General features: G+C 70.0%; 6 protein-coding genes. 1 reads left to right on the top strand and 5 read right to left on the bottom strand.

What is annotated here, in order from left to right; translation table 11 throughout:
- Positions 1 to 8 precede the first annotated feature (8 nt).
- The 3 genes from B1818_RS19025 to B1818_RS19015 form a co-directional block, all read right to left on the bottom strand.
- Positions 9 to 689 carry an urea amidolyase associated protein UAAP2 gene (locus B1818_RS19025; protein WP_078113648.1) on the bottom strand — a complete coding sequence of 227 codons (681 nt, stop codon included), beginning with the start codon at positions 687 to 689 and terminating at the stop codon, positions 9 to 11.
- Between the two features lie 27 nt (positions 690 to 716).
- A complete protein-coding gene (locus B1818_RS19020) occupies positions 717 to 1,568 on the bottom strand; it encodes an urea amidolyase associated protein UAAP1 (RefSeq protein ID WP_078113647.1) in 852 nt (283 codons plus the stop codon).
- 224 nt (positions 1,569 to 1,792) lie between these two features.
- Positions 1,793 to 3,382, bottom strand: a complete 1,590-nt coding sequence (locus tag B1818_RS19015) for an amino acid permease (RefSeq protein ID WP_078113646.1) — start codon at positions 3,380 to 3,382, stop codon at positions 1,793 to 1,795.
- A 277-nt stretch (positions 3,383 to 3,659) separates the two neighbouring features.
- On the opposite strand from B1818_RS19015, the gene B1818_RS19010 reads away from it, so the two are divergent.
- Positions 3,660 to 4,289 (top strand): TetR/AcrR family transcriptional regulator, encoded by a 630-nt coding sequence (locus tag B1818_RS19010; protein WP_078113645.1) that lies wholly within the window; start codon positions 3,660 to 3,662, stop codon positions 4,287 to 4,289.
- A gap of 52 nt (positions 4,290 to 4,341) precedes the next feature.
- Here the strand turns inward: B1818_RS19010 and B1818_RS19005 are convergent, their stop codons facing one another.
- Positions 4,342 to 5,376 (bottom strand): hypothetical protein, encoded by a 1,035-nt coding sequence (locus B1818_RS19005; protein ID WP_078113644.1) that lies wholly within the window; start codon positions 5,374 to 5,376, stop codon positions 4,342 to 4,344.
- Positions 5,377 to 5,384: 8 nt separating this feature from the next.
- Positions 5,385 to 23,783, bottom strand: coding sequence for an amino acid adenylation domain-containing protein (locus B1818_RS19000; RefSeq protein WP_078113643.1), 18,399 nt, complete (start codon positions 23,781 to 23,783; stop codon positions 5,385 to 5,387).
- Positions 23,784 to 23,859: the final 76 nt, after the last annotated feature.

Genomic DNA, 23,859 nt, shown 5'->3' with positions numbered 1-23,859 from the left:
AACGGAGGTCAGGACGGCCGGGTGACGATGACGCGCACCGCCGTCGGATCGAATCCGTTGCAGGGGTTGTTGATCTGCGGGCAGTTCGAGATGAGCACGAGGGTGTCGACCTCGGCGCGCAGCGCCAGTCGCTTGCCGGGGGCGGACAACCCATCGACGATCCCCAGCGAGCCGTCGGGATCGATGGGGACGTTCATGAAGAAGTTGACGTTGCCGACGAGGTCGGCCTTGCCGAGGCCGTGCCGGCTGCCCTCGATGAGGAAGTTCTCGACGCATGCGTGCTGGTGCTTGGTGTGGTGGCCGTAGCGCAGCGTGTTGGATTCCTGCGAGCAGGCGCCGCCGAGGGTGTCGTGGTTGCCGACCTCGTCGGCGACGATCGTCATCAGCGGAGTGGAGTCGTGGTCACGGATCACGCTGCCGGTGGTGAGGAAGATGTTGCCCTGCGCGGCGATCGTCGCCTGGGCCGAATACCGCTGGGCAGTGTCGGCGGCGGCGTAGAACAGCGTGTCGACGGCCTGGTTGCCGTGCAGGTCGACGATGGTCAGCACGTCGCCGGCGGCGACGACGCCCGACCACGGAGCCCGGTCGCCCACATGCGCGTCGTCGACGACGGCGCCGGGGACGAGAGCGAGTTCGGCGGCGGGCGGCGAGGCGAAATCGGTGATGAGTGCGGTGTTTGTCTCGGTCACGATGGGTGGTCCTCTCTGTGGGTCGGCTCAGTGATGAGCCGCGGCCCAGACGTCTTCGGAGTTGGCGACCGCGCGCTGGTACTCGGGGTCGGTGCCGGCGACCTCGGCCAGCAGCGTGTCGAGGTCGCTCTTCGCCTGCCACGCCAGCACTTCCAGCGAGGTGGTGTCGAAATGCGGCGACGGGTCGAGCGGATGCGCGGTGTTGGCGATCGCGACTGTGCACGGCAGATGCAGGATCAGATCGACCGAACGCCCGGGGCCCGCGCTGCCGGTCGAGCGCAGTGTCCCGTCGGCGTCGACGGTGACGCCGTGGAAGAACGACAGCGACGGCGCCACATCCGTGGGTGTCAGACCGTGCTTCGCGGCCGCGAGCGTGAACAGCTCACGTCCGGCCGGACTACCCGAATGCACCTCCCCGGCTCCATATCTCGCGGTATTGCCCGCGAGGGTCGAGGTACCGCACAGGGCGTCGTGGTGACCGGAGTCGTCGGCGACCACGGTCGCGAGCACGCGGCCCTGATCGCTGAGGAGCGGATGACCCGCACCCAGGTACGCCTGCCACGGGACCTTCACGGTGTCGGCGACGTTGAGACGCTCCCACGGCGCGTCGGCGCGCCAGAGCAGCAGATGTGCGCAGGCCGCGCCGGCCACATCGGTGAGCCGCAACCGGGTTCCCCGTGCCAGGACCTTGCTGGTGTAGCGGCCACCGGGCACCGTCTCCGCCCAGGTCAGCGAGGTGGGCGGGACGTCTGCGGGCGGGTTGGGCCAGGCCGATGGCGGCACCACCGGCATGCTGTCGGTGATGGCACCGGCCTGCGCACGGGCGTGTTCGCGGGCGCCGGTGGTGGTGCCGGTACCCGCCGCGGTGATCGTGCTCATTCGGAACTCCTTGTTGTAGATGGTGTTCGGGTGCCACCCTGCTCCCCGAGAAGCGAGCTAGCGAACGTCTCCCCCTGCTCCCTGAGGAGCGAGCTTGCGAGCGTCACGAAGGGTCTTCGCAACTCGTCTCGCCAGACCCTTCGTGACGCGCCCTCCGCAAGCTCCGGGCGCTCCTCAGGGAGCAGTGGTTGTGCGGTTCTTTCGGATTAGGGAGCAAGGGGGCATCAGGCGGACGGGGAGGTCGTCACCGGTCGCGGGTGTTCTTTTCCGCGGGGGTAGCAGGCGATGCCGACGAGGACGGTCGCCACGATGCAGATGGGGCCGGCCCAGCGGAGGATCGGCATCTCACCGGACGGGTCGAAGACCTCGGCCCGCGGCCACGCCAGATTGATCACCATCAGGACGCCGTAGAGCACCGCGAGGGCGTTCACCACGATACCGAATCGGCCCAGGCTGAACAGCTTTCGGCCACCGGCGTCGACGGCCGGCGTGTCCCGGCCGCCGCGATGCGGCCAGCCCTGGAACCGCCGGTAGAGCATCGGGCCGGTGACGGCCAGGTAGGCGAGGTAGATCAGGATGATGCACACGCTGGCGAGGGTCGCGAAGATCGCCGAGTTGCCGACGTTGACGAGCAGGATGCCGATGCAGAGCACACCGATCAGGATCGACGGCAGGATCGGGGTCCCGGTGCGGCTGTTGACATGTGCCAGTTGCGCCGAGAACGGGAGCCGGCCGTCGCGAGCCATGGAGAACATCAGACGCGAGCAGGCGGTCTGGATGGCGAGGGTACAGATGAAGATGGCCACCGCCACGTCGGCGAGCAGGACCTTGCCCCAGAAGCTGCCGAGCACGGAATCGAGGACGTACGGCAGACCGCCGGTCGCGAGTTGCTCATCGAGGGTGGGTGCCGCCATCAGGGTGCCGAGCAGCATCAGTCCGCCGCCGATGGCCGAGACGGTCAGCGCCATCCGGATAGTGCGCGGTGCGACGCGGCGCGGGTCCCTCGTCTCTTCGGCCAGCTCACCCGCCGACCCGAAACCGACCATGACGTACGCGGCCATCAGACCGGAGACGATGAACGCCCAGATGTAACCGGGCTGCTGACCGGGAACGCCGGTGTCGAAGACGACGTCGGGACCGCGCTGGGCGTGGGTGAACAGTGCCAGGATCACCGCGACGACACCGACGAGTTCGCAGACGACGCCGATGCTGTTGACCCGGCTCATCCACCGGACACCGATGCAGTTGATCGCGGTCACGATGACGAGCAGAACCGAGCCGAGCAGCACCGCGTTGGCCGCACCGCTCGTGGTGGTGAGGGTTGGGTCGTCGCCGATGATCTGGAAGCCGATCCAGATCGACGGCAGGACGACCTGCAGGGCGATCGCGGCCGCGGCAGCGGTGACGACCTGCGCGATCATCATGAACCAGCCGCCGAACCAACCGACGACCTCGCCGCCCATTCGGCGGGACCACTGGTAGATCGCGCCCGAGATCGGGTATCGCGCCGCGATTTCGGCGAAGCACAGCGCCACCAGGAACTGGCCGGCGTAGACGATCGGCCAGGTCCAGAAGAAGGCCGGGCCGCCGAAACCGAAACCCAGACCGAACAACTGGAAGATGGTGGTCAGGATCGAGACGAACGAGAACCCGGCGGCGAAGGACGCGAACTTGCCGAGCGAACGATGGAGTTGCTGGTCGTAGCCGAGTGCCGATAGGTCGTGTGCGTCGGCATCTCCGGCGCCCGGGCCGGACGAAGATCCAGCGGCCGATGAGGGCGATGCCGCGGGAGCCACTTCGGGGGTGGAGGTCATGCGCGGTCTTCCTTTCCGAGAGAAAGCTCCACGTTGAGCACGGTTGAGGCAGGCACTGTTTCCTGTCACCTGATAGGTAAGCCCTCGCTGATTTCTATCGATTGACAGAATTGTTCCGGTCGTGAAAACTCCCGTTACGTCCGCGTAACGCGCCTGGGATTTCCCCGTTCGGCAGGTCCGCGAACGGCCGAAGCACGCGGTCTGTCGGCTAGGGTCGAGAAATCCGGGTCGCAAGTCCCCGGATTGCGAGATCTGTTGACGCAATTGAGGAGACGACATGCTGTCCGGCTCGAGTACGGCCCCGACGCCGACCGGCCGCGGCCGCCCGCGCCTGGTACAGGCCCGACGCCGCGGGCAGACCGCGCGCGAGGAAATCCTCGACGCCGCTGCCGAATTGTTCACCCGCCACGGGTACACCGGGACGTCGACACGCATGATCGCCGAGGCGGTCGGCATCAGACAGGCGTCGATGTACCACTACTTCGGCACCAAAGACGACATTCTCGCGACCCTGCTGGAGACGACAGTCGTCGCCTCACTCGACCGCGCGCGGGTACTCCTCGACGGGGATGGACCCGCGCTCGCGCGGCTGCTTGAGCTCGCGCGCTTCGACGTCGATCAGCTGGCACAGTCGCGCTGGAACCTCGGTGCCCTGTACCTGCTACCCGAGGTCGCCGACCAGCGGTTCGTCGAATTCCGTTCGGCGCGCCAGGAATTGGCCGACTCCTACGCCGCCCTGGCGGCCGCGGCACTCGGCGACGCCACCGACAAGCGGACGCTGCTCCCCTTCCGGCTGGTGGAGTCGGTCATCATGATGCGCGCCGACGAACAGCGCGGCGAGCTCGGCGAACACACGGCCGCCGGTCTCGCCGCCACCGTCGTCGACGCGATCTCGCGAATCCTGTAGCAACAGAGCGCCGATGGCCGACGTCGCTACGGGATTCCCGCGAGCGTGGCGGCTAGCAGGTTCCGATCACGCCGCCCTGCAGCGCCACCTCCATCTTGCGCACGATGGAGCAGTCCGCCGGACCACTCCCGACACTCCGCATTTGTTCGACCTGCTTCACCGCGGGGGTCGGGGCGAGCTGCCGGCCGACCGGCCCGGTGACCTGCGGTACGACCGGCTCCGGGGCGGCATGCCGCGGCTGATGCGGGACGACGACCCGCTCGGCCGACACCTCGGTGGCGTCCGCGCGCAGGTGACGCGGCTTGTCGACCGGCACCTTCCAGCCCTTGTCGTAGCCGTGCGCCGCACCGATCGCGACACCGGCCGCGACCGCGGGCAGCGCAACGAGGGTGGCGACCAGAGCCGTCCCCACCACGGGACCGACGACGAGTCCGGTGGGCAGGAACGGGATACCGAAGAGCAGACCCAGTCCGCCGCCGACGACACCGCCGACCGCGAGGGCGAGGGGTGCTGCCACCCCGGCTCCGATGACGCCACCGACCGCGGCATCACCGACCATCTGCTCGGCCACCCGGTCGGCCCGCGCGACCGGTACCCCGTTGCTCTGCAACACATCCGAGATTCCTTGGACGATCTCACCGGCTCCCGCCGAGATCTGCGCGGCCAGTTGCGGCGACACCGCTCGCGGACGGGTCAGGTCCAGGTTTCCGACCCGAACCCGGTCCCCTGCATCGGCGACCGGCACCGCCACCGAACCGAGTGGCCGTAGGTGCCGCGGCCCCGGTGTCGGGACGACCGACGTCACGTCCGGCCATGACCCGACCACCACCGGCGCCGCATCCGAGACCAGTGCGGCGTCGATCTGCGCGATGCGTAAAGCGTTGCCGGGCAGCGTTTGTGCTCCCGACGTCGATGAAGACGGAACCATCGGGACGGGCAGGGCCACCCCGGGTGAGGCCGCCTGGGCCACGGCCGGGGCCGTCACCGTGAGCGACGCGGCCAACGCGCAGCCGAGCAAGGCGCCCGCCGGGCGGCGACCGCGCGGACGTGGGCAACGGTGTGCGCCGGATTTGCCGTTCTTGTCCATGGACGACCTCATCTCTTGTTGGTGAACCGATCATCGTGAGAAAACGCTAACCCCGAAGCAGCTTTCCGCGAGGCACTTTCGCGCGTCAGATGATCGTCGAGGACGGTCGCGATCTGTCTGATCGCCTCGTCCTCGGTCATCCCGAGGTGGTGGGTGTCGATGTCGACATTCGTGATGCTCCCCCGGACGTACCGCCCCCATCCGTTGGCGCCCAACGCATCCGGTCGCCGATCGCGCACTGCGGTGAAGTAGAGCACGTCGGTGTCGACGACCGGCGTGTGCCAGTCACCGGTGGCCCGGATCAACAGGTTGTAGGCGTCGGTCAGCCGCTCGATCGTCGCGGCGTCGATGCCGAACCCGGCGCCGAGGCGCTCGGCGATCTGCTCGGCGGCTTGTTCGGCGGTCGCGTCCGCACTGACGTAGTCGATGCCGAGGACCGGGCCGAGGTTGCTGATCAGCTCGCCGGCGGTGACGGTGGTGATCGCCGACGAATCGACACCGTCGGCCTCGGTGTCGAGCATGGCGAGCAGCGCGACCTCGGAACCGGCCGCCCGCATCTCGGCGGCGACCGCGTGCGCGATCACCCCGCCCAGCGACCATCCCAGCAGGTGATACGGCCCCTCGGGCTGTACCGTCCGGATCTCGTCGGCGTACCTGCGTGCGATTTCGGAGATCGTGGTGGGGCCGGGTGCCTCGCCACCGATCTGGGGCGCCTGCAGGCCGTACACCGGCCGGCCGGGCGGGACCTGCCGGCTCAGCGTCTGGTAGCACCAGGCCAGTCCGGAGGCGGGGTGGACGCAGAACAGCGGCGGCAGTTCGCCTTCCGGCCGGATGGGGAGCAAGACGTCGAAGCCCACCCCGCCCGGCGACTCGTCCCCCGGCCCGCTCGCAACGTCGAACCCGTTACGCATCCCGTCCTCGATCCGCCGGGCCAGGTCGGCCGGGCTCGAATCGGACAGCATCCACCGGACCGGGATCTCGACGTGCAACTCGGTCTCGAGGTCGTTGACGACCTGGACCGACCGCAGCGAATTGCCGCCGAGCGCGTAGAAGTCGTCGTCGGCACCGACCCGCGGGACACCGAGCACGTGCTCGAAGGTCCGCGCGATCTCGGTCTCCAGCCACGACGACGGTGCGCGGAACGCCGAGGCGTCACGTGTCGGCTGCGGCAGCCTCGCCCGGTCGAGCTTTCCCGAGGCGGTGATCGGCAGCGAGTCCAGCACCATCACCGCCGTCGGCATCATGTATCCCGGGAGCGCCGCCGACGCGAACGCGGTGACCTCGGCGGTGTTCACCGACCTCCCCCCGACGTCCCCCGCCGGCACCAGGTAGACGGTGAGATAGTCGACCGCGTCGGTGGAGGTGACCGCGGCCGCCGCGCGGGCTATGTCCGGGTGCGCGGCGAAGACCGCCTCGATCTCACCGAGTTCGATGCGCAGCCCGCGGAGCTTGACCTGGAAGTCGCTGCGTCCCAGATACTCGAGCGCACCGCTTCGGCGACGCCGCACCAGATCACCGGTGCGGTACATCCGGGCGCCGGCCGCGAAGGGATCGGCCACGAAGCGATCGGCGGTCAGAGCCGGTCGTCCGTGATAACCCCGCGCCACCTGCGTCCCGGACAGGTAGAGATCGCCGGTCACCCCCGCCGGCACCGGACGCAGCCACGAGTCCAGCACGTACGCACGGGCATTCCACACCGGCGCCCCCATCGGCACCGCGCCGTCGGCGGCCGTCCCCACCGCGGAGGAGGTCGCGTGCACCGTGAACTCCGTCGGCCCGTACAGGTTGTACAACTCCACTTCCGGCAGCGCACGGCGGGCGGCGTCCACCACGTCGGGCCCGAAGGCCTCACCCGCGACGAGCAGGGCCCGCAACGACAGCGCCGCGCCGGTGGGCAGGGCATCGGCGAACACCGCCAGCATCGACGGCACGAACGAGGTGATGGTCACCCGATGGGTGGACATGACCTCGGCCAGGTAGCGCGGATCGGTGTGGCCGTCCGGTCGCGCGATCACCAGTCGGGCACCGACGGAGAGGGTCGCGAACAGTTCCCACACCGACACGTCGAAGGTCGCGGGAGTCTTCTGCAGCACCACGTCCGATCGGCTCAGCCCATACTCGGCGCTGATCCAGCGAAGCTGGTTGACCACCGAACGATGCGACACGGCAACGCCTTTGGGTCGACCCGTGGAGCCGGAGGTGAACAGCACGTACGCGAGGGCGTCCGGGTTCAGCGGCGTGATCCGGTCATCGTCGGTCAGCGGCGAGTCGTCGAACCCCGAGAGGTCGACCGAGTCGAGTGCGGACAGCACCAGCACCGGCTCGGCGCACTCGACCATGTAGTCGATCCGCTCGGCGGGATGGTCCGGGTCGATCGGCACGTAGCCACCGCCGGCGGCGTGCACCGCGTACATCGCCGTGAGCTGGTCGAGCGAGCGTCGCATACGGAGCGCGACCAGCGAGTCCGGCCCCACCCCCTGTGCGATCATCCAGCGGGCCAGCCGGTTCACCCGACCGGAGAACTCGGCGTAGGTCTGCGAGACCGTCCCGCAGATCACCGCGGTGTCCTCGGCGTACGCGACCGCGGCCGCGGCGAACATCGAGGCGAGGGTCTCGGCGGAGTCCACCTCGTGCGACGTCGCGTTCGGACCCTGGAGGGCGGCAGCCCGTTCGGCGTCGTCGAGCAGGTCCACGTCGTGGACAGCGCGGTCGGCGTCGATCGTCATCGCCTGGAGCATCGCCACCAATCGTTCGACGAACCGCTCCACGGTCGACGCGTCGAAGAGGTCGGACGCGAAGGTGACACCGCCGGCGATGCCGGCCGGCGCCCCGTGTGCGTCGTAGGAGTCGGCGACCGTCACCTGCAGGTCGAACAGGGCGAGTCCGGTGTCCGGTTCGACGGCCCGCACCGACAGATCAGGCAGTTCGATGTCGGTGCTCGAGATGTTCTGGAACGCCAGCATCACCTGGAACAGCGGGTTGTGGGCGTCGGAGCGGACCGGGTTGAGTTCGGAGACGAGCCGTTCGAACGGGACGTCGGCGTGACCGAACGCCGCGAGGTCGGTGGCGCGCACGTCATCGATCAACTCGGCGAACGACATCCCGCTCCGCACCCGGGTGCGCAGGACCAGCGTGTTGACGAACATCCCGACCAGATCGTCGAGGGCACGTTCCCCGCGTCCGGCGTACGGGGTCCCGACGGCGACGTCGTCGGTCGCGGCGAGCCGCGCGAGCAGGGCGGCCAGCGCGGCATGGAAGACCATGAACAGGGTCGTGTTGTGGGCGCGGGCGACCCGTTGCAACCCGGCGTGCAGATCGGCGTCGACGGTCAGGCCGACGGACTCCCCGGCGTAGGACTGGGTGGCCGTGCGCGGTCGATCGGTGGGCAGTTCGAGCAGCGGCGGTGTGTCGGCCAGTTGCTCGGCCCAGTAGTCGATCTGCGCGCGCAGCAACGAGTTCGGGTCCGATTCGGAGCCCAGGACCGCCCGCTGCCAGATCGCGTAGTCGGCGTACTGCACCGGCAACGGCACCCATCCGGGCGCCTCGCCCTGCAGACGCGCGACGTAGGCCGTCATGATGTCCCGCGCGAGGGGCCCCAACGAGGAGCCGTCACCGCCGATGTGATGCAGGATCACGGCGAGCACCCACTCGTCGCCGCCGAGCTCGAAGAGCACGATCCGGGTCGACGCCCCGGCGGTGAGGTCGAACGGTGCCGCGATCAACTCCGCGATCGCCTGATCGACATCGGATTCCGCAACCTGGACGACCTCCATCGGGACGGTGTCAGCGGGCAGGATCACCTGGGCCGGTTCGCCTTCGACGAAGGGGTAGACGGTACGCAGGATCTCGTGGCGGGCGACGACGTCACCGATCGCCCGGTGGAGGACGTCGACATCGAGACTTCCGGACAGCCGTACCACGACCGGGATGCTGTACGCCGGCGACTCGGGTTCGATCCGGTTGAGGAACCACATGCGTTGCTGCGCGTAGGACAGCGGGATCCGCTCCGGGCGTTCGTGTGCCACCAGGTCGACGCGCCCGGTGTCCGTGTGCGACTCGGCGCGAGCGGCCAGCCGCGTCACCGTGGACGCCTCGAAGATCACCGACACCGGGATCGTGGTGTCAAGCGCCGCACCGATTCTCGCCACCACCCGCGTTGCGGCGAGACTGTTGCCGCCGAGGTCGAAGAAGTCGTCGTCGGCGCCGACCGCGGCATCGACGGACAGGATGTCGGCGAACACCCCCGCGACGATCTCCTCGACCGGCGTGGCCGGGGCTCGGAAACTCCGGGTGGTGACGACCGGCGCGGGAAGGGCACGCCGGTCGAGCTTCCCACTGGGTGTCAGGGGGATCTCGTCGAGGACCACGACCGCCGCCGGGACCATGTACGTCGGCAACACCTCACCGAGTTCGGCACGAAGTTTCTCACCGACGAGGGCGACGCCCGGCGCGGGCACCACGTAGGACACCAGGCGCACACCGATGCCGGAGTCGTGCCGCGGGACGGTGACGGCGTAGGCCACCCGAGCGAGTTCTGCCAGCGCGGCGTCGATCTCCCCGAGCTCGACCCGAAAGCCGTGGACCTTCACCTGAAAGTCGTTGCGTCCGATGAACTCCAGGTCGCCCGAGTGGTTGCGGCGCACGATGTCCCCCGTACGGTATGCGCGTTCCCCGGCATCGCCGAAGGGGTGGGCGACGAACCGGGCCGCGGACACCCCGGACCTGTTCAGGTAGCCGCGCGCGAGCGCGGGTCCGGACAGATACAGCTCCCCCGCGACCCCGTCCGGCACGGGCTGCAGACGGGTGTCGAGCACGAGCGTCTGCATCCCGGCGAGCGCCGTGCCGATTGTCGACCGTTCTCCCACCCGCAGCGGAGTAGTGGCGGTGGCGACGATGGTGGTCTCGGTGGGGCCGTACAGCACCCGGAATTCCCGGCCAGTAGCCGGATCGGCACCCACCCACCGGCTCACCAGGTCGGTCGGTACCTCGTCGCCCCCCGACATCACGACCCGCAGGTCGTCGAGCCCGTCCGGGTCCACCGAGGCCAGCGCGGCCGGGGTGACGAACGCATGGGAGACCCGGTGATCGCGAAGGAAGTCGGCCAGTTCGCGACCACCCCGCATCCCGGTGGGCGCCACGACGAGGGTGGCCGCGGCGCTCACGGCGAGCAGGATCTCCAGCAGCGACGCGTCGAACGAGGGAGAGGCGAAATGCAGTACCCGCGGGCTGGTTCCGGGCTCACGGTCGACGTGCAGCGTGGCGAGGTAATCGGCGACGCCGGCATGCGTGACGGCGACGCCCTTCGGCACGCCGGTGGAGCCGGAGGTGAAGACGACCCAGGCGGTGTTCGCGGGCCGGACCGGGCACACCCGATCGGTCTGTCGGATCGGCGACGGCGACAGTTCGGCGACCTCGGCGACGGTGGCGGGGTCGTCGAGCACGACCCACTCAAGCGCCCCGGACAGTGCCGGCCGCGAGCCAATAGTCGTGATCCCGAGTGGCGCAGCCGAATCGGATACCATCTGGTCGATGCGCGCTGCCGGGTAGTGCGGGTCCACCGGGACATAGGGGGCACCCGATTTCACGACGGCCCACCACGCGATCAGCGATTCCGCCGACCGCTCCACGGCCACCGCCACCGGCCGCTCCGGTGCCGCCCCGTTCTCGATGAGGTACCGTGCCAGCCGATTCGAGCGGCGATCGAGCTCACCGTAGGACAGTTCGACTCCGCCGCTCATCACCGCCGCACCGTCCGGGTCGGCCACGACGGCCGCCGCGAAGATCTCCGGCAGCAGCACGGGCTCCGCGACCGCACCCGGTCCCACCACCGACACCAGTTCGGCGCGCTCGGTTGCACCGAGCCAGTCGATGTCACCGACGGGGGTTGTCGCGTCGTCGACGATCGCGTCGAGCACCCGATGCAACCGACTGGCGATGCCAGCCACCGTCCCCGGATCGAAGAGATCGCGGGCGAACATCATGGTTCCCGAAAGACCCTGTGGCGTGCCGTCTTCGGTGTAGGACTCGGCGAGGACCACCTGGAGGTCGAACTGACAGATGCCGGTGTCGGCCTGCGCGCGGGAGACGCGCAGGTCCGGCAGGTCGAGATGGACGTCGGACAGATTCTGGAAGGCGAGCGCGACCTGGAACAGCGGATGATGCGCGGTGGACCGTTCCGGGTTGAGTTCGGAGACGATCCGCTCGAACGGGACGTCGGAGTGCTCGAAGGCGTCCAGGTCGACCTCGCGCACGCGGTCGAGCAATCCGGCGAACGACTCCGCGGCGTCGAGGTCGGTCCGGAGCGCGAGGGTGTTGACGAACATGCCGACGAGCGGTTCCAGTCCCGGTTCGCCGCGCCCGGCGACCGGGGTGCCGATCACGACGTCGTCGGCGCCGCTCAACCGGCCGAGCACCGCGGCGAGCGCGGCGTGCACGACCATGAACAACGACGCGCCATGTGCCCGCGCGAGGGCCAGGAGTTGCCCGTGCAGGCGGGCGTCGATCGCCACCGGCACCTGCCCGCCCGCCAGGGTCGCCACCGGCGGACGCGGGCGGTCGGTGGGCAGATCGAGGACGTCCGGGGCACCCGACATGGTCGACCGCCAGAAATCCAGTTGGGCGTGCATCAACGAGGTCGGATCGCCTTCGCTCCCCAGCATGTTTCGCTGCCACAGCGCGTAATCGGCGTAGTGGACCGCGAGCGGTTCCCAGGTCGGTTCCGCGCCGGCGATGCGGGCGGCGTACGACGTCATCACATCGCGGGCGAGCGGCGCCATGGACTGGCCGTCACCGGCGATGTGATGGACCACGAGGACGAGCAGGAAACGCCCGTCGGTCCCCTCCCGGTCGTCGTGTGCGTCGCGGTTGTCCGGGCCATCGGGATCGTCCACGCCGTCCGGGTCCATCGCGACCACGGCCACACGCATCGGTACCGACGCGGTCACGTCGAAGCCGCGGCGTACGAATACGGCGACGACGTCCTCGACCTCGGTGGCCGATGCCCGCATCGACTCGAGGAGCACCGGGGCGTGGTCGAGGACGAGTTGCCACGGCTCGCCGTCGGTGTCGGGGTAGATCGTCCGCAGCACCTCGTGCCGCCCGACCACGTCGTCGAGGGCCTGCCCGAGCGCCGCGAGGTCCAGGTGCCCCGTGAGTTCGAGGACCACCGGGATGTTGTAGGCCGGCGACTCCGGCTCCATCCGATTGAGGAACCACATCCGCTGCTGCGCCAGCGACAACGGGATGCGCTCCGGGCGAACGGCTGCCGTCAACGCGGTGCGCCGGTCGTCGCCCAGCGACCCAACCAGCTCCGCCAGTGCCGCGACGCCGGGCGCGTCGAACACCGACCGCAGCGGAACCCGTACTCCCAGTTCCGCACCCAGCCGCGCCGTCACCACCGAGGCGGTCAGCGAGTCGCCACCCAGGGCGAAGAAGTCATCGTCGGCGCCCACGCGCGGCACGCCGAGGACGTCCTGGAAGACGTGCGCCACGGCGGACTCGGCCGGGCCGGACGGTGCACGGAACCCACGCGGGGCGATCACCGGTTCGGGCAGGCGACTCCGATCCAGCTTGCCGGTCGGCGTGAGGGGTATCTCGTCCAGCACGACCACCGCGGCCGGGACCATGTACGCGGGCAGCGATCGCTCCAGCGACGCACGTAGTTCGTCACCGGAGAGCGACGCCCCCGCGGTGGCGGTCACGTAGGAGACCAGACAGTGCGGCGTTCCGTTCCCGCCACGCGGGACGGTCACGGCGTAGGCGACGTCGGCGCGCGATCCGAGGCGCGCGTCGATCTCGCCCACCTCTACCCGGGTGCCGCGCACCTTCACCTGGAAGTCGTTGCGTCCCACATACTCCAGTGCACCGGACCGGGAGACCCGGACGAGGTCGCCCGTCCGGTACATCCGGGTTCCGGGCGCGTCGGCGGGGCAGGCCACGAACCGCGCCGCCGTCGTCGCGGGCCGGCCGACATAACCGTCGGCCAGGCCGGGGCCGACGAGGTACAACTCGCCGACGACGCCCTGCGGAACCGGACGCATCCACGTGTCGAGCACCATCGTGCCGACCGGTCCCACCGCTGTCCCGATCGTGATCGGATCACCCGCCCGCAGCGGCGTGCCGGCGGTGGCCCAGATGGTCGATTCGGTCGGCCCGTACAGGTTGATCATGTTCCGGCCGTCGGCCCACCGTGAGACCAACTCGGGCCCGACCGGTTCACCCGCGGTCGCCAGTACGCGCAGCGTGTCGAGACCGTCGGCCGGGACGGTGGCCAGTGCCGACGGGGTCAGGACGGCATGCGAGACCTTCTCGCGCCGAATCAGATTCGCGAGCTCGGGACCGCCGTAGACATCGGGTGGCGCGACCACGAGACGTCCCCCGGAGCCGTGGGCCATCAGGAGTTCGAACACGAAGGCGTCGAAGCTCGGTGAGGCCACCTGCAACACATTCGACGACTGGTCGACGCCGAGTACCGCGCGCTGCGCCGCGACCACCGGCGCGAGTCCGCGGTGGGAGACGACGACGCCCTTGGGCGTGCCGGTGGAACCGGACGTGTAGATCAGGTAGGCGGTGTCCCCGAGCCGGATCGGGCCGCCTTGTTCGACGTCGGTGCCCGGATTGCTGGAGCGACCCTTCGAGACGCTCGCAAGCTCGCTCCTCAGGGAGCGGGGGGAGCCGCCGCCTTCGTTCGACTGGGGGCCGTCCGTCCGCAGTTCGTCGACGAGGAGCCAATCGATGCTGTCGGGCAGTGCGGCCCGGCGCGCGCCGACGGTGATCCCCAACCCGGCGGCGGCGTCGGCCAGCACGAACTCGATGCGTTCGGCGGGCAGGTTCGGATCCAGCGGCAGGAACGGCACTCCCGCCTTGGCCGCCGCCCAGATCGCGATCGCCGCCTCGACGGACCGCGGCAGTGCGCATGCCACGACGCCGGACCGCGCCCGCCGCGAGATCTGTCGCGCCAGGCGATCGGACTCGGCGTCCAGCTGCCGGTACGACAGCGACCGCTCGCCGCAGGTCACCGCGATCGCATCGGGCGCCTGACCGGCTGCGGCGGTGAGGATGTCGAGCAGGGTGGCCGGTTCCGTCTTCGCGTCGATCCGACCGGCGCCTGCCTCGTGCCCGATGTGACGGAGTGCGCCGAGGCGCGAACCCGGCTCATCGGCGATGCGGGCGAGACATTCCACGAAGTGGTCGACGATCTCCCGTGCGCGACTCTCGTCGAACTCGTCCCGATGGAACCGCACGGTGATGCCGAGTCCCGGTTCCCCCTCGCCGCCGTCGATCTTCGGCGCCACGACGACGCTCAACGGGTAGGGCGTGGCGTCGAGCCCGGTGACGCTGTCGACGTGCAAGCCCGCCGCGGTGACCAAGTGTTGCAGTGCGTCCTCGCGCAGCGGGAACGACTGGAAGGCCAGTGCGGTGTCGAACAGATCCGACCGGCCCACCGCGCGGTGGATGGCCGGGAGTCCGACGTAGTGGTGGTCCAGGACCAGCGCGTTCGCGTCCTGCACATGAACCAGCAACTCGCGCAATGACATCGACGGTTCGAGACGGACCCGGATCGGTACCGTGCTGAGGAACATCCCCAGCGCCCGGTCGACGCCGGGCAGCTCCGGTGGCCGTCCGGCGACCGCGGAGCCCAGGACCACATCGGTGTCGCCGGTGAGGGTTCGCAGGACGAGGGCCCACGCCGCGGACAACGCGGTCCCTACCGTCACCGCGGACTCCGCGGCGGCCGACCGCAGACGCGCATACTCCTGCCCGGGCAGCTCGGCGATGACCTCACCGGCGTCGAACACGGTGGTCGCGGCGCCGAGTCGGGTCACGCGGGTGGGTCCGTCGACGTCGGCGTAGGCCTGCGCCCATGCGGCCGTCGAGGCGTCCTGATCCTGTTTGCCGAGCCACGCGAGGTAGTCCCGGTACGAGGCTGCCGGCCGGCATGCGCCGATCTGCCCCGGGTCGCCGTAATAGTGGAGCAGTTCGCCGAGCAGCAGGGGCATCGACCAGCCGTCGAGGATCACGTGATGGTTGGTGACGTGCAGGGCGAAGTGGTCGCTGTCGAGCCGCACGAGGGTGAATCGGATCAGCGAGGGTTCGGTCAGATCGAAACCGGCGGCGGCGTCGTCGGCGGCGACCCGCCGGGCGGCCCCGCGGTCCGCGGCAATGGTGAGATCGACTGTCCGGAAGCGCACCTCGACGCCGTCGACGACGACCTGCCGCGGGCCACGCGACGTCTCGACGAAGGCCGTCCGCAAGACGTCGTGGCGGTCCACGAGCGCCTGCGCGGCGCGGCGCAGCAGGCCGGCGTCGACCGGGCCGGAGAGGGCGATCGTCGACTGCACGGTGTAGGTGTCCACTGCATCGGGATCGAGGGTCGAGTGGAAGTGGATACCCGATTGCGTTGGCGACAACGGCCAGACGTCCGACAGCCTGGGGTAGTCGTTCCGCAGCCGGTCGAGATCGTCGTCGGGAAGATCGACGAGCGGCGAATCCTGCTCGGTGACCGCCTGTTCGACGACCGAACCGGTGGCGGGGTCGCCGGTCGCGGAGGCGGTGGTGGCGATCTCGGCGAGCGCGGCGACGGTCTTCGCCTCGAAGACCGCCCGGGGAGTGAGCGATAGTCCGGCGGCCTTCGCCGCCGCGACCAGTTGCATCGAGACGATGCTGTCGCCCCCGAGCGTGAAGAAGTTGTCGTCGGCGGTGACGTCGTCGAGCTCCAGTACCTCGGCGAACAGTGCGGCGATGACGCGCTCGGCCGGTGTCTCCGGCGGGCGGCCGCCTCCGCTCTCGGCACGGAACTCGCACTGCCGCAGCGCTTTCGTGTCGACCTTCCCCGACCGGGTGACCGGCATCGACTCCAGCTCGACGATCGCTGCGGGAACCATGTAATGCGGCAGGGTGTTCGCGAGGTCGTCGTGCAACGCATGCACGTCCATCGGCTCGTCCGGCGTCCCCACGACGTAGGACACGATGACCGGACGACCCGCCGGTCCGCGCTGGAGCACGGTCGCCGCCTGCGCGACGCCGGCGATCCGCGCGAGATGGGCGTCGATGTCCCCGGTCTCGATGCGCAGGCCGTGGACCTTCACCTGCTGGTCGTTGCGCCCCAGATAATCCAGCCGCAGGGCGCCGTCCGTGCGAATCCAGCGCACGGCATCGCCGGTGCGGTAGAGGCGTTCGCCGGCGGAGCGTATGGGATCGGCCACGAACCTCGTCGCGGTGACGCCTGCGCGGTCGAAGTAGCCACGCGCCAGGCCGGGACCACCGAGGTAGAGTTCGCCGACCACTCCGACCGGCACCGGCCGCAACCAGGTGTCGAGCACGAACGCCGAGACTCCCCGGATCGGTTCCCCGATCGTCACCGGCTCCCCGGGCCGGAGATCGTCGGCGCCGGTCGCCCAGATCGTGGTCTCGGTGGGTCCGTAGTGGTTCATCAGCCGACGACCCGGCGACCACCGAGTGACGATGTCCGCGCCCGTCGCCTCGCCGACCACCGCGACGATCCGCAGCTCCGGCAGACGTGACGGGTCCATCGTGTTGAGCACCGTCGGCGTGATGATGGCGTGGGACACCCGCTCGGTCCGCAGCAGGTCCTCGAGGTCGGAACCGCCGTAGATCTCCGGCGGCGCGACGACCAGGCAGGCGCCGGCGCTGTGCGCGACCAACACCTCCGACACGCAGGCGTCGAAGCCGGGGGACGCGACCTGCAGGACCGTCGAATCCGGTTTCACCGCAAAGGATTCCGCGTACTCGACCACCAGGTCGGCGAGGCCGCGGTGGGTGACGTGGACGGCCTTAGGCCGGCCGGTGGAGCCGGACGTGAAGATCAGATAGGCCGCGTTGTCCGGCCGGAGCGAAAGCGGGTCCCCGGTACCGAGCGGGAGCGAGTCGTCGGTACCGAGCGGGAGCGAGCCGGGTCCGGTGAGGGTCAGCCACTCGACGGTGTCCGGGAGGTTCGGGACGACGGCGTCGACGGTCACCCCGATCGTGGACCGCGCGTCGGCGAGCAGTTCGGCGATGCGGTAGGCCGGATTGCCCGGGTCGACGGCGACGAAGGCCGCTCCGGTCCGGGCGACCGCCCAGATCGCCACGATGAGCGCGGCCGACCGCGGGATCGCCAGGGCCACCGAGGTCTCCGGTCCGGCGCCGCGGGCGGCGAGCTCGTCGGCGAGCCGGTTGCTGCGGCGCACGAGTTCGCGATATGTCATCGTGACGCCGTCGGCGCGCACCGCCGGTGCCTCGGGGTGTCGTCGCGCGGTGTCGGCGAGGATGTCCCGGAGTAGGCGGGGCGACACGGCGGGCGGCCCCTCGATCGGACAGAGGGCGGATCGTTCGGTGTCCCAACAGGATGCGAGCGTGGCGACCTTGCGGCCCGGTTCGGCGGCGATCTGGCGCAGCAGCAGCACGAACCGCTCGAGCAGGACCTCGGCGGACTCCCGGTCGAGGCGGTCGACGGCGTATTTCACCACCAGTTCGTAGGTGCCGGGCCGATCGGCGGCCGGTTGGTCGGCCCGTCCGGGCCGGGGTGGCGTGACCTGGAGGCTGACCGGGTACGGGGTCGCGTCGTGGGCGGCCAGGCCGTTCCATCGCAGTCCCGCGTCGCCGAGCATGCGGTTGATCTCGTCCGGGTCGACCGGGTACGACTCCAGCACCGTGGCGGTGTCGAACATGTCGGCCACCCCGGTCACCCGCTGGAGTTCGGCGAGGCCGATGTCGCGGTGACCGAGCATCGCCGCCTGCTCGGACTGCGCTCTCGTGAGCAGGTCGATCACCCGCTCGTCCGGGTCGAGCCGGATGCGCACCGGGAGGGTGTTGATGAACAGGCCGATCATCCGCTCGATGCCCGGGATGGAGGCGGGACGGTCGGACACCGTGTTGCCGAAGACCACGTCGGATCGGCCCGTCATGATCGAGAGCAGCATCGCCCACGCCACCTGGATCGAGGTGTTCGCGGTCACCCCGTGGGCGCGCCCGAGACCCGCGATCGCCTCCGTCGTCGCGATGTCGAGATCGAGCGCGGCCTCGTCTACCTCGGCCGTCGCGTCGCGCTCCGCGGCGCCGGTCAGTCGCGTCGGACTCTCGATGCCGGCCAGGGTCTCCTGCCACGCGCGTGTCGTGGCGTCGTGATCGCGGGTGTGCAGCCACTGCAGGTAGTCCCGAAACGTCCGGGGTGCGGGAAGTACGGCAGCGCCGTCGGCGTCATCGTCGGCCAAGTACAGCTGCAGCAGTTCGGAGATGATGACGGGCATCGACCATCCGTCGAGGACGATGTGATGGTTGGTGATCGACAGCAGGAACTCGTCGCCACCCGGGTTCTCGGTGTCGTGCGTCAACCGGATCAGGTGGAAACGGAGCAGCGGCGGCCGAGCCAGGTCGAAGGGGGCCGCCGACCCGGCGATGAGATGACGCAGTGCACGGTCCCGGTCGTCGGCGTCGGCGATCCCGGTGAGGTCGGAGTCCGACCAGTCGACGGTCACGTCGTCGAGCAGGATCTGCCGCGGCCCGGCGCCGGTCTCGACGAATGCGACGCGGAGACTGTCGTGCCGGGCGAACAGCGCCTGCGCCGCCCGACGCATCCGGTCCGGTTCGAGCCGTCCGCCGAGTCGCAGTTCGGCCTGCACCGTGTACCCGTCGGCGGCGTCGTCGTAAATCGCGTGGAACAGCAGTCCGGACTGCAGCGCGGTCAGCGGCCACACGTCGACCATCGACGGATGGGCGGCGGTCCAGTGATCGATGTCGGCCTGGGTGGTCGAGACCAGCGGGAAGTCCGACGGCGTGTGGCCGCCGGCCGTCCCGGACCGGACGTGCTGGGCGAGACCCTTCAGGGCCTGCACCCACAGGCCGGCCAGCTCCTCGACGTCGACCCGGTCGAGCACCCGCGCGGCGTACTCCCAGCCGACGTCGAGTTCGACGCCGGCCGAACCCGGTTCGGCGATCGCATTGATGTCGATGATGGCGGGCAACGCCATCCACGGGTGCCCGGTCCCGACCAACGCGTCGAAATCGCGCGCCGGCATCCACGGACCGGTGTGCTCGCCGGTCCCCATCCGGCCCAGGTAGTTGAGGCTGATCTGGGGTTCGGGCCGGTCGCCCAGTTCGTCGCGGCCGGCCGGGTCGAGATATCGGATCATGCCGTAGCCGATCCCGTGGTCGGGTGCCGCCCGCAGCTGTTCCTTGATCTGCTTGATCGCCAGTCCGGCCGACGGACCACCGGTGAGGGCGTCCTCGACGTCGACGCCGTGCAACTCGAGCCGGACCGGGAAGCGAGAGGTGAACCACCCCACCGTCGAAGTGAGGTCCGCGCCGGGTACCGCGGCCTCCTCGCGACCGTGGCCTTCGAGGGCGATCAACTCACTGCCGTCGGCCTGCCCGCGCCGACGTCGCCAGTGCGCGAGCGCCAGGGCCAGCGCGGCCAGCAACGAATCGTTGGCACCGCCGTGGAAGCGCGCGGGGATGGTGGTGAGCGCCGCCTCGGTCACATCCGCCGGAATCCGCATCCGGATGCGTCCGGCGGTGGCGACGATGTCCCGATCCGGGTCGAGCGCGCGGCGCCCGAGCAACCGGTCGCCGGGCTCGAGGATCTCCGTCCATCGGTCGAGTTCGGCCGCGGTGCGCACGGGTGCCTGCTCGACGAGGCCGTGGACCCAACGGCGGACCGACGTCGTCGGCAGGCCGAGGTCGGGCAGCGCGCCTCCGCGGATCTGGTGCCAGGCGGTGACGAGGTCGGCGAGGAGGATGCGCCAGGAGACCCCGTCGACGGCCAGATGGTGGATGACCAGCCACATCAGGTCGGGCGCGGTGCGGTCGGGGTGCTGCAACCACACGAACCGCACGAGGACGCCGGCGCGTGGGTCGAGGCGATCGGCCGCGGCCTGGAGGTGGCGGTCGATCTCGTCGGCGTCCCGTCGGTCGAGCCAGACGTGCTCGAGCGCCTCGTCGGCGTCGACCGCACCGGGTGGGCGGACCACCAGGTGGGGTTGGTCGGCGAGATCGTCGACCAGCGTGGCCCGGAGGATGTCGTGCCGGTCGAGCACCGCGCGCAGTGTGCGCACCAGTTCGTCGCGCCCGGCGGCGTCCGGGAGTTCGACCAGCGCGGCCTGTCCGAAGCGGTCGATGGGACCGCGTTCGAGCATCGCGTGCATGATCGGCGACAGCGGGATGGAGCCGACGGCGCCGCCGGGCAACTCGCGCAGTCCGTCGTCGTCGGAGACATCGGAAGCCATCGCGGCCAGCGCGGCGACGGTCTTGTGCTCGAACACATCCTGGGTCGTGAACGCGAGCCCGCTCGCCTTCGCCCGCGCCACGAGCTGGATGGACAGGATGCTGTCGCCGCCGAGGACGAAGAAGCTGTCGTCGGCACCCACCTCGACGACCCCGAGTACCTCGGAGAAGAGTTGCGCCAGTCGGTATTCCCGGGGAGTCGACGGCGGCCGCCCCGATCGCGCGGATGCGAACACGGGCGCGGGCAGGGCTCGTCGGTCGACCTTGCCGAACGCATTCAGCGGCAGGGCGTCGAGGATCGTGATGACGGACGGGACCAGATGCGGCGGCAGGCACTCGCGTGCGAATCGCTCCAGCTCCGCCGGTTCGACCCGCTGTCCCGTCGCCGGCACCACGTACGACGCCAGGACGGTCGCGCCGGCGAGGTTGAGCGCGGGCACGGTGACGGACTGGTCCACCTGGGCGTGCCCGGTGAGAGCGGCGTCGATCTCACCGGGCTCGATCCGGTACCCACGGATCTTCAGCTGGAAGTCGGTGCGGCCCAACAGCTCCAGCGACGGCGCGGTCCCCGCCCCGACCCAGCGGGCGAGATCGCCGGTCCGGTACATCCGTTCGCCCGGCGCGCCGTGCGGGTGGGCCACGAAACGTGCCGCGGTCTGACCGGGCAGGCGCGCGTAGCCGCGAGCCAGCCCCGGGCCGGCGAGGTACAGCTCGCCTGCGGTTCCCATCGGCACCGGTTGCAGTGCGTGGTCGAGGACCATCACCGACGTACCGCGGATGGGGCCGCCCACCGTGACGTCTGCATCGGGCTCGACCACCGCACTCGCCGCCGTGATCGTCGACTCGGTCGGCCCGTACTCGTTGATCATCGTCGCCGACCGGGTCCACCGTTCGACCACGTGCGGTGCGCATCGGTCGCCGCCGACGACGACGGTCTGCATTCGGGTCAGCGACTCCGGCTCGATGGTCGCCAGCATCGCGGGCGTGAGGGTCAGGTGGGTGACCTCCTCCTCGGCGAGCAACTGGGTGAGCCGCTCGCCGCCGATCACCTCCGGAGGCACAATCACCAGGGCGGATCCGGTTGCGAAGCAGGTCAGCAGCTGTTCCATCGACGCGTCGAAGCTCGGGGAGAGCGCGTAGGAGACCCGGGACGCCGGCGCGAGGCCATAGGCGCGGGTGCGATCGGCGATGAGACTCGCCAACCCGGAGTGGGTGACCTGCACGCCCTTCGGCACGCCGGTCGAACCGGACGTGTAGGTCATGTACGCGACGTTCTCGAGCCGGACCCGCGACGGAGCCGGCGAGTCGTCGAAGCCGCCGCCCGAGGCGCCGTCGGTGTTCCCGTCGGGCGAGAGGTCGCCGAGGTCGATCCGGACAGCCGACGGGGGCACCCGCTCGGCGAACTCGTCGACGGTGATCGCCGCACGGGCACCGCTGTCGGCGAAGATGTGCTCGATGCGCTTACGCGGGTATTCCGGATCCACCTGCACGATCGCGGCACCGGTCTTCGCCACCGCCCAGACGGCCACGACGGTGCCCAGAGACCGTCGCAGCAGGATGGCGACCGACTCCTCCGGAGCGCAGCCCGCAGCGAGCAGGCGCCGCGCGAGTCGCGACGAGGCGGCGTCGAGTTCGCGATACGTCATCGAACGCCCGGACGCGCACACTGCAGTCGACTCTCCGTGCCGTGCAACGGTTTCGGCGAGAATGTCGGCGAGTACCCGCGGCGGGGCGCAACGCGCGCCCCGCACGGGGAGCAAGGTCGCCCGCTCATGCTCGTCGAGCAACGAGAGCTGTCCCACGCGATCGTCGGACGCCCCGCCGAGGAAGGCGTGCAGGAACATCAGGAAGCGACGGTGGTGCCCGGTGAGCTCGTCCGGGGTGTAGATGTTCGGGTTGCCCTGGAAGTCGATGTGCGTGCTGCTCTTTCCCGCGCCCGGGTAGATGTTGACGAACAGATCGGACGTCGGACCCGAGGTCAACACGTGCAACCGCCCGGTGACCTCACCCAGCACGACCTCGCTGTCGACCATCATGAGGTTCACCGCCGGCCCGAAGGACGCCGACTCGTCTCGGGCCATCCCCATGTCCGCGAAGATGTCCTCCTGCCGGTACCGCTGCCGCCGCAGCGCACTCAGCAACTCCCCCTGCACGGAGGTCACCACGTCGCCGAGCGTGCGGCCGGCGACCGGCACACGGAGCGGCACGACGTTGGCCACCATGCCGCCCGACCGGCGCAGCACGGCGGAGTGGCGACCCGAGACCGGAAGGCTGAGAAGGACTTCGGCACTGCCGGTCATCCGCGCGAGGTACCCGGCGAACGCCGCGACGACCACCGGGGTCACGCCACCTCCCTCCTGCGCGGCCGCATCGAGGAGCGCGGCCGTCTCCGCGGGAATCGGCGCGCTCACGAGGATCGGGTGCAGCGTCGGCTTGCCGTGCCGGCCGGCGAGGGTCACGACCGGCGGGGCGCCGTCGAGATGGTCGATCCAGTACCTGCGGTCGTTGTCGTGACGAGTCGACCCGGGGTAGGACGCGTCCTGGGCGATGATGTCGGCGATGTCGCTCGCCTTCGACGGCGGCGCGGGATCGCCGCGAACGGCCGCGTTGTACAGCTCGGTGATCCGCCGGACCATCGTCACCGCGGCGAATCCGTCGAGCGCGATGTGGTGCGCCCGCAGGTACCACATGTAGTGCGCGTCCCCGACGCGGTAGACGATGCTCGTCATCAGGTCGTCGGTGAGCAGGTCGAGCGGTCTCGTGTAGTCGAGCAGCATCAACCGGTGCGCTGTCGCGGTCGGATCGGCCTCGCCGCGCAGATCCACGGTGCTCACCGGAGCGCTCTGGGAGGCGACGTATTGCCGCGGTTCGCCATCGACGACGACCAGGCGCAGGTGCCCCGAGCCGAACTCCCGCCCGGTGATCAGGCAGACCTCCGTCAGCAACTCGGTGTCCAGTTCGCCGTCGATGTCGACGTACTGTGCCACCGAGATCGGCAGGTCACCGGCCACATGCTGGGCGAACCAGATGCCGCGCTGCGCGGCGGACAACGGAAGTGAGTCCACACCGGGATCCGGTCTCGCCGACGTGGCGGCCCCGGTCGTCTCCGTGGGATGGTCATCGGCCGGCATCCGGGTCGACGAGGAATGCGCGGACGGGGTGACGAGATCCTTGTCTGAGATGGTCACGTGGCCTCCATGCGTTCGTATCGATCGCACTCGTCCGGGTATCAGGACCACCCGGGCGCCCCCCGCAGACCACGGG

This window comes from Gordonia sp. IITR100, assembly GCF_002009645.1.
GTDB classification, from domain to species: domain Bacteria; phylum Actinomycetota; class Actinomycetes; order Mycobacteriales; family Mycobacteriaceae; genus Gordonia; species Gordonia hongkongensis.
Note: the sequence above shows the minus strand (reverse complement) of the source record. Positions and strands in the feature narration are given on the sequence as shown.

Excerpts from the sequence above, each read along its gene's own strand:
- B1818_RS19010 (WP_078113645.1), top strand. The coding sequence starts at position 3,660 with ATGCTGTCCGGCTCGAGTACGGCCCCGACGCCGACCGGCCGCGGCCGC.
- B1818_RS19015 (WP_078113646.1), bottom strand. The coding sequence starts at position 3,382 with ATGACCTCCACCCCCGAAGTGGCTCCCGCGGCATCGCCCTCATCGGCC.
- B1818_RS19020 (WP_078113647.1), bottom strand. The coding sequence starts at position 1,568 with ATGAGCACGATCACCGCGGCGGGTACCGGCACCACCACCGGCGCCCGC.
- B1818_RS19005 (WP_078113644.1), bottom strand. The coding sequence starts at position 5,376 with ATGGACAAGAACGGCAAATCCGGCGCACACCGTTGCCCACGTCCGCGC.